This is a genomic window from Bradyrhizobium sp. LeoB3 (assembly GCF_055456055.1).
This window is the reverse complement of record NZ_JBVBEF010000097.1, coordinates 21,678-28,106: the sequence shown is the minus strand read 5'-3', so window position 1 is coordinate 28,106 and position 6,429 is coordinate 21,678. Positions and strand designations below refer to the sequence as shown.

Annotated in this window: 4 protein-coding genes; 1 reads left to right on the top strand and 3 read right to left on the bottom strand. The window is 62.8% G+C overall.

The window, feature by feature from the left end; all coding sequences use genetic code 11:
- Window positions 1-452: 452 nt before the first annotated feature.
- From ACZXDY_RS36950 to gspD, 3 genes are all read right to left on the bottom strand, one after another.
- Window positions 453-1,391, bottom strand: coding sequence for a hypothetical protein (locus ACZXDY_RS36950; protein WP_464348942.1), 939 nt, complete (start codon window positions 1,389-1,391; stop codon window positions 453-455).
- A gap of 160 nt (window positions 1,392-1,551) precedes the next feature.
- The gene (locus ACZXDY_RS36945; protein WP_464348941.1) at window positions 1,552-2,082 is read right to left on the bottom strand and encodes a tetratricopeptide repeat protein; all 531 of its coding nucleotides are present in this window, start codon (window positions 2,080-2,082) and stop codon (window positions 1,552-1,554) included.
- A gap of 12 nt (window positions 2,083-2,094) precedes the next feature.
- Entirely contained in the window at window positions 2,095-4,452 is a 2,358-nt protein-coding gene (gene gspD, locus ACZXDY_RS36940) for a type II secretion system secretin GspD (protein WP_464348940.1), read from the bottom strand.
- 294 nt (window positions 4,453-4,746) lie between these two features.
- On the opposite strand from gspD, the gene ACZXDY_RS36935 reads away from it, so the two are divergent.
- Entirely contained in the window at window positions 4,747-6,426 is a 1,680-nt protein-coding gene (locus ACZXDY_RS36935) for a GspE/PulE family protein (protein ID WP_464348939.1), read from the top strand.
- Window positions 6,427-6,429: the final 3 nt, after the last annotated feature.

Here is a 6,429-nt window from a genome sequence, read left to right as displayed (position 1 = left end):
GGTCCTACCCCCGTGCTTTTTGTTGCACGGGACCCACGGGTGCAACCAGCACCCGGCTTTCCCTGCGCCCTCTGTTCGATGAGAGGGCGGAAAGTGACGCAAAGCTCGGGCGCAAAGCGCCGCGAGAATGCGGACTCATATCCTCACGCTATTTGAAACTTGAATCAGAACCCACCCCACGTCGTCCCGGACTTGATCCGGGACCCATAACCACAGGCCGTCGTCGTGTGCTCCGCTGCGACCGCTCGCTCGCGCCACAACACTTCCCTGTGGTTATGGGTCCCCGCTCCCGGGCGCAATTGCGCCCTAGGCGGGGACGACATTGATGCGAGGCGTGAGAGAATCGTAGGATGGGTAGAGCGAAGCGAAACCCATCATTCGTGCCGCTCGCTCCATCGCGATGGGTTTCGCTGCGCTCTACCCATCCTACAGGAGCTCCTACGTCGCCGCCCTCACTTCGGCGCGTAGGCCACGCGAAAATATCGGTTATCGCGGGCAACTTGCGGCGGGCTGCAAACCGCTGCAGGGCAGTTCGCAGCCGCCGCCCCGGTGCGATATTGCGGCAGATGACTGTCGAGCGAATAGACGACGCAAAGCGCGAGGCTGGCCCAGACGGCCGCGCTGAAATAAAGCGACATCCAGGCGATCTCGTCTTTCCAATGCTCGAAATCGTGCGTCACGACCCAGCGCGTGCTCACGTCGTGGAGCCCCTCGAGAAAACCGAGGAGCTTGCTGCCATCGGCAAGACCGGCCTGCCATCGGCTCAAATACATCGGGACGTCGACCGTAATGAGAAAGGCCAGATAACCCGCAATTCCCACGATCGCGACGATGAGGGCGATGCGAACCGGACCGTTGAATTCAGGCAGCAGCCGGCAAAGACCAACCCCCACAACGAAGAAGGCGATCGCCCATATCGAATTCTCGATGGCGTTGCCCAGATAGTTGGTGGACACCACAGCGTACCATGAGAAGCACTCGGCAATGAGGATCAAGGGGACGATCAATTGCGCGGCGTTCAACGTGGTGTCCGCGCCGGTCATTCCGCCCAATTGATTGAGGATGATCGCCCACTGCACGGCAAAGCAGATCTCGGCCACGGTCGCGACCGATCGGCCAACGAAGACGCTCGATAGCCAGGTGTCGACCAGGCAGATACGCTGGACATCCGCGCGCGGCAGCAGCGACCTGAAGGCGCAGCCAAAGACATAGGCCGCGGAAAGCAGGAACATGGACTGGGTGCCGGAGCTGTTGACCAGGCCGTCCGAGGGAACTTGGTGAAACTCGCCGTACAGCAAGAACCAAAGCGCGATGTTGGCGCCGCTGATGAGGGCCAACAGACCCCACCACCGAACCACCGGATTTGGCCGCGCCCGCCACTCCATACTCATGGGGCCGTGCTCCCGCGTAGTCGAACTGACATTCGACGGTAGCAATTCTGTCACAAATCGCAACCTGATTGCGACGGGCTGACGGAGGCTTGACGCTTCTGTGACGCGGTCGACTGGGCGGCGCAACGCGCGGCCAGCCGGCCTCAATGTGACGGAGACACTACCTGCTCGCTCGCAGGCCCGGCGCAGGAAACGCCGGCGCCCAGTTCAACGCCAGCCGCTGGCCGATCGCGATCTCATCGGTCGACATCTTCGAAGCGACCGCGTTGCGGAACCGCGCATAGGTGTCGCGCTCGCGGCCGCTGGTTCGGGCGGCCGCGAGGTTGAGCCACTTATAGGCGAGGATGAAATCCTGCGGAACGCCGTGGCCCTTGTCGTACATCAAGCCGAGCATGGCCTGCGCGAATGGGTTGCCCTGGACGGCCGCGCGGCAATACAGATCGGCGGCGGCGTCATAGGCCTGCGGCGCGCCAAAGCCATGCTCATACATGAAGCCGAGCAGGCCGAGTGCGGTTGCATTCTCGCGTTCGGCCAGCGATGCAAGCTCCCGGAACGCGCTGACGTAGTCGCCGCGATGGAACGCCGCGGTCCCGCGCGAAAGACTGCTGGCCGCGACCGGCGCGGCGGCTGCCGAAAGCGCAAGGGCCAAGAGCGCGAGGAGAAATCGACGCCCGGCGCGGATGCTCAGCATTCTCTGTCCTGCTCAATGGAAGCTGGTCGTGATTGCGGCGTTGGTCGGGGTCGTGGCAATGCTGCCGCGCAATTTCGATCGGAGTTCTTCCGCCACGACGTGAGCGTCGGAGCCGTCGCGAATGATCTGCGGGCGGATGAAGATGATCAGCTCGGTGCGCTGGGTCGAGTTGTTCTGGTGTCCGAAGGCATCGCCGAGGCCCGGAAGCTGGTCGAGCACCGGGATGGCGCTGCGGGTGCCGTTCTGCTGCTCGCTGATCAGGCCGGCCAGCAGCACGGTCTGGCCGTTTGCCACCGATATCTGGCTCTTGACCCGCCGCTCCGACACCGTCGGTGTCAGGCTGTTGGCGCTCGCCGCGGGCACGTTGCTGATCTCCTGCTCGACGTCGAGCCGGACATTGCCATTGACGCTGATGCGCGGCGAGACGCGGAGGATGATGCCGGTGTTGCGATAGTCGATCGTGTTGACGACGGTGTTGTTCGTCGTCAACACCGTCGCGCTTCCGGTCGACACCGGGACGACGTCGCCGACCTGCAGCGTCGCCACCTGGTTGTTGATCACCACCAGCGACGGGTTGGAGAGCACCTTGACGCTGGTCACCGCATGCAATGCATCGAGGATCAGGCTGGGCTGGGTTTCAGATCCGATCAGGAAGTTGAAGCCAGGGAAGGCCCGATTGATGAAAGCGTTGGTGACCGATCCGGCGACGGTGGCCGCCCCGGTCGTCGGGTCGGTAATTGTCGTCGGCGCCGCGGTGGCCTGGGTGTTGAGAATGGAGCCCGTGTTCGGCTTCAACCCGACATTCCGGCTGGTCAGGTAAGCCTGCACGCCATAGGACAACGTATTGTTCAGCGTGACCTCGGCAATCGTCGCGTCGATCGCGACCTGCAACTGCGGCTGGTCGATCTGCACCAGCGTGGATTCGATGATCCGGTAGTTCGCCTGGTCGGCGTAGATCAGCAGCGTGTTGTTGACGGTGTCCGGCGTGATCCGCACGTCCTGCATCATCGGCTGGCCGTTTCCGGAACCGCGGCCGCTGTCGAGCGGAGCACCGCCGCCGTTCTGGTTGGGACTGGCCGGTTGCGCGCCAAGCCCGCCGTTGCCGCCGAGGCCGGGCGTGCCATTCATGGAGAGATTGCCGCGCGAGGCAAAGCCGCCATTTGTGTTTGACCCCAAATTGCCGTTGAGCGAGAGGCGATCCCCGGCGCTTGAAGTTGCCGCTATCCCGGACCCCGGCGCGATCTGGCTGTCGGCACTCTCGGTCAGGCTCGACGACGATCCGCCGACGAACATATCCGTCAACACCCGCGCGATCTGGCGGGCATCGCCGAACTTGACGCGATAGACGTGGACGGTGGTTCGCGCGGTATCGTTTCGATCAAGCCGCTTGATCCAGGTCGCCGCCGTGCGAAGCATGTCCGGCTTCTTGGTCACCACCAGCACCGCGTTGAGGCGGGCAATCGGCAGGAACTTGATGATGTTCTGACTGAGGCCGTTCTCGCCGGAATCTACGATCTTCTCTATCTCGGCAATGATGGGAGCGGGCGAGCCGCTCGATATCGGGAATACGCCGACGGATTGGCCGCGCATCCAGTCGACGTCGAAGCTGAGCACGGTGTCGACGGCGGTGCGGCGCTCGGCCCCGGTTCCCTGAATCAGGATGAGGTTTCGTGTTGTATCCGCGCGCACGGCGCCGGCCTTGGTGGCGAAGCTGTCCATCAGCTTGAGCAGCGTTTGCGCCGACACATATTGTAAAGGCACGACGGAGACGCCGAACCCGGGTTCCGGGTTGCCGCTTGCCGTATCAACCCGGCCGCCGCCGACCGCATCGCCGAGCGGCGTAAGCCGGTAGCCGGTCGTATCGCGAAGCAGCACGACGCCGCTCAATCTCAAGGCATTCTCCAGCACGAACACGATGTCCGACTTCGGCACCGGACGGACCGACACCAGGCTCACCGTGCCCTGCACCCGCGGATCGATGGTGTAGCCGACATGCAGTATGTCGCCGAGGACGACCTTGGCGACCGTTGCAACCGGTGTGTTCTCAAAGTTCAGATCGAAGCCGTTGCCGTTCGCTGTCGGCTGCAGCCGCTCGTCCGACACCGCCGTGACTTCGGATCCCTCATACATGGCCGCGCGAACGCTGCCACTTTGAGCGCCACCAGCACCCGACGCGTTCACCGGTTGCGATTGCCGCGGCAACAGATCGAGCGAACGTACCTTGTCGGAGATGTCGACTTGAGCCGAATCCACGCCTCCGACCGTTGCGGAATTGCAGGATGCCAGCAGCCCCAGCGACAACAAAACAAAGGCGGCAGCAACGCCGCCACGAATCCGTTGGTAGCGGCCCAGCTTGCCTACGCGCACCATTAGTCCTTGCCGTTTCCGACTGGAGGATGTTCGACGATCCGTCCCTGTCCCCTCGGATTATTAGCGAGCCAACATGACAGAAATAAATTGGTTGCGTGATTGTTGCCCTGGCGACCATTCTGCGATGGACGCCGAAGCATGAAAATGAGGCAGCAATTCAGATCGGGGAAGGTAGTCTCAAAGTTTTCTTTAGCGATGAGCAGGCGCCGCATTCGTATGCTTGTCACACTTCGGATCGATAACAACACGCCTGACGTCTGCGCTGCTTCAAATCATGTGACGGAAAAAGACGACATGGCCAGCGATCGGTCCTCGCAGTTCGTCGACTACCTCCGTCAGAACAAGCATTTGACGCCGGTTGATGGTGAGACCGATGCGACGGGTCAGAGCGGCTTCGACCGTCGTCACCACAAGATGTGGGAAATCACCAATCTCTCGCCCGCCGAGTTTGCCGATGAGGCTGCTCGCTTTTTCGAGCTCGGCCGCATGACCCTGCAGGAGATGATGTCGGCCGCGCCGCTCGCGGCGTCGTTCTCGCAGCGCTTCCTGCGCGAGACCATGGTCTATCCGTGCACCACCTCCGATGGAACAATGACGCTCGCGGTCGTCGATCCGAGCGATCAGGCGACGCAACGCGCGGCGCAGATCGTGCTCGGCACCGCCGTCACGGTCAAGATCGCAACCTCGGAGGACGTTGCCGTCGTCCTCGATCAACGACTGAATGTCGATGATGCTGACGCGGCCGGACCGGCGGCAGCGCTGCCGCGCGAGGACGACATCGAGAGCCTGCGCGATCTTGCGAGCGGCGCGCCGGTGGTCCGCGCGGTCAATGATCTGCTTGAAAAAGCCGTCGAACTTCGCGCCAGTGATATCCACATCGAGCCGTTCTCCTCCAGCCTCGTGGTCCGCCTGCGCATCGACGGCCTGCTGCGGCCGGTGGCGGCATTGTCAGGCGTGCTGCCGCAAGCCGTCATCTCCCGCATCAAGATCATCGCCAATCTCAATATTGCCGAGCGCAGGTTGCCCCAGGATGGTGCGGCGCGATTGCGGGCAGGGCGTTCCGATATCGATATCCGCGTCGCGATCATGCCGACGCAGCACGGCGAGTCGGCCGTCGTTCGCATCCTACCAAAGGATCGCGGATTGCTGGTCGTGGAAAAACTGGGCTTCTCCGCATCCGACGAAAGCAAGTTGCGGCAGCTCCTTGCGCTGCCGCACGGCATGATCGTCATCACCGGTCCGACCGGCAGCGGCAAGACAACGACACTTGCGACGATCCTCTCAATCCTCAACGAGCCGACTCGCAAGATCCTGACCATCGAAGATCCGGTCGAATACGAAATTCCCGGCGTCAATCAATCCCAGATCAAGCCCGCGATCGGCCTGACCTTTGCCACCGCATTGCGCTCGTTTGTGCGCCAGGATCCGGACGTGATCATGGTGGGCGAAATCAGAGATGCCGAGACCGCGCATGTTGCGGTCCATGCGGCTCTCACCGGCCATCTGGTGCTGACGACGCTGCATACCGAGACGGCGGCTGCGGCGGTGCCACGCCTGCTCGACCTCGGCGTCGAGGGCTATCTCCTGCGTTCGGTCCTGCGCGGCGTGATCGCGCAGCGTCTGGTCCGGCAGCTATGCGAACGCTGCAAATCAGGACGGACGCTTGGCCCTGCCGATTTCGCCGAGGATCCGCGGCTTGTCGCATTCGGGTTTCGCGCCGGTGAAACGATCCAGGAACCGTGCGGATGCGAACGCTGCGGCGGCAACGGCTATCGCGGCCGGCTCGGTGTGTTCGAGCTGCTCGAAATCTCCAACGAGTTGCGCGAACTGATCGGGGAGAAGACCGACGGACTGAAGATCGATGCGATGGCGATCCGCGCGGGGATGACGACCATGCTCGACGACGGCATCGCCAAGTGTCGCGCCGGGCTGACGTCGCCTGCCGAAATTCTCCGCGTCACGACCGTGCGGTGACCA

Bases quoted from the DNA above. Each gene is read 5' to 3' on its own strand.
- ACZXDY_RS36950 (WP_464348942.1), bottom strand. From the start codon at position 1,391: ATGAGTATGGAGTGGCGGGCGCGGCCAAATCCGGTGGTTCGGTGGTGG.
- ACZXDY_RS36945 (WP_464348941.1), bottom strand. From the start codon at position 2,082: ATGCTGAGCATCCGCGCCGGGCGTCGATTTCTCCTCGCGCTCTTGGCC.
- gspD (WP_464348940.1), bottom strand. From the start codon at position 4,452: ATGGTGCGCGTAGGCAAGCTGGGCCGCTACCAACGGATTCGTGGCGGC.
- ACZXDY_RS36935 (WP_464348939.1), top strand. From the start codon at position 4,747: ATGGCCAGCGATCGGTCCTCGCAGTTCGTCGACTACCTCCGTCAGAAC.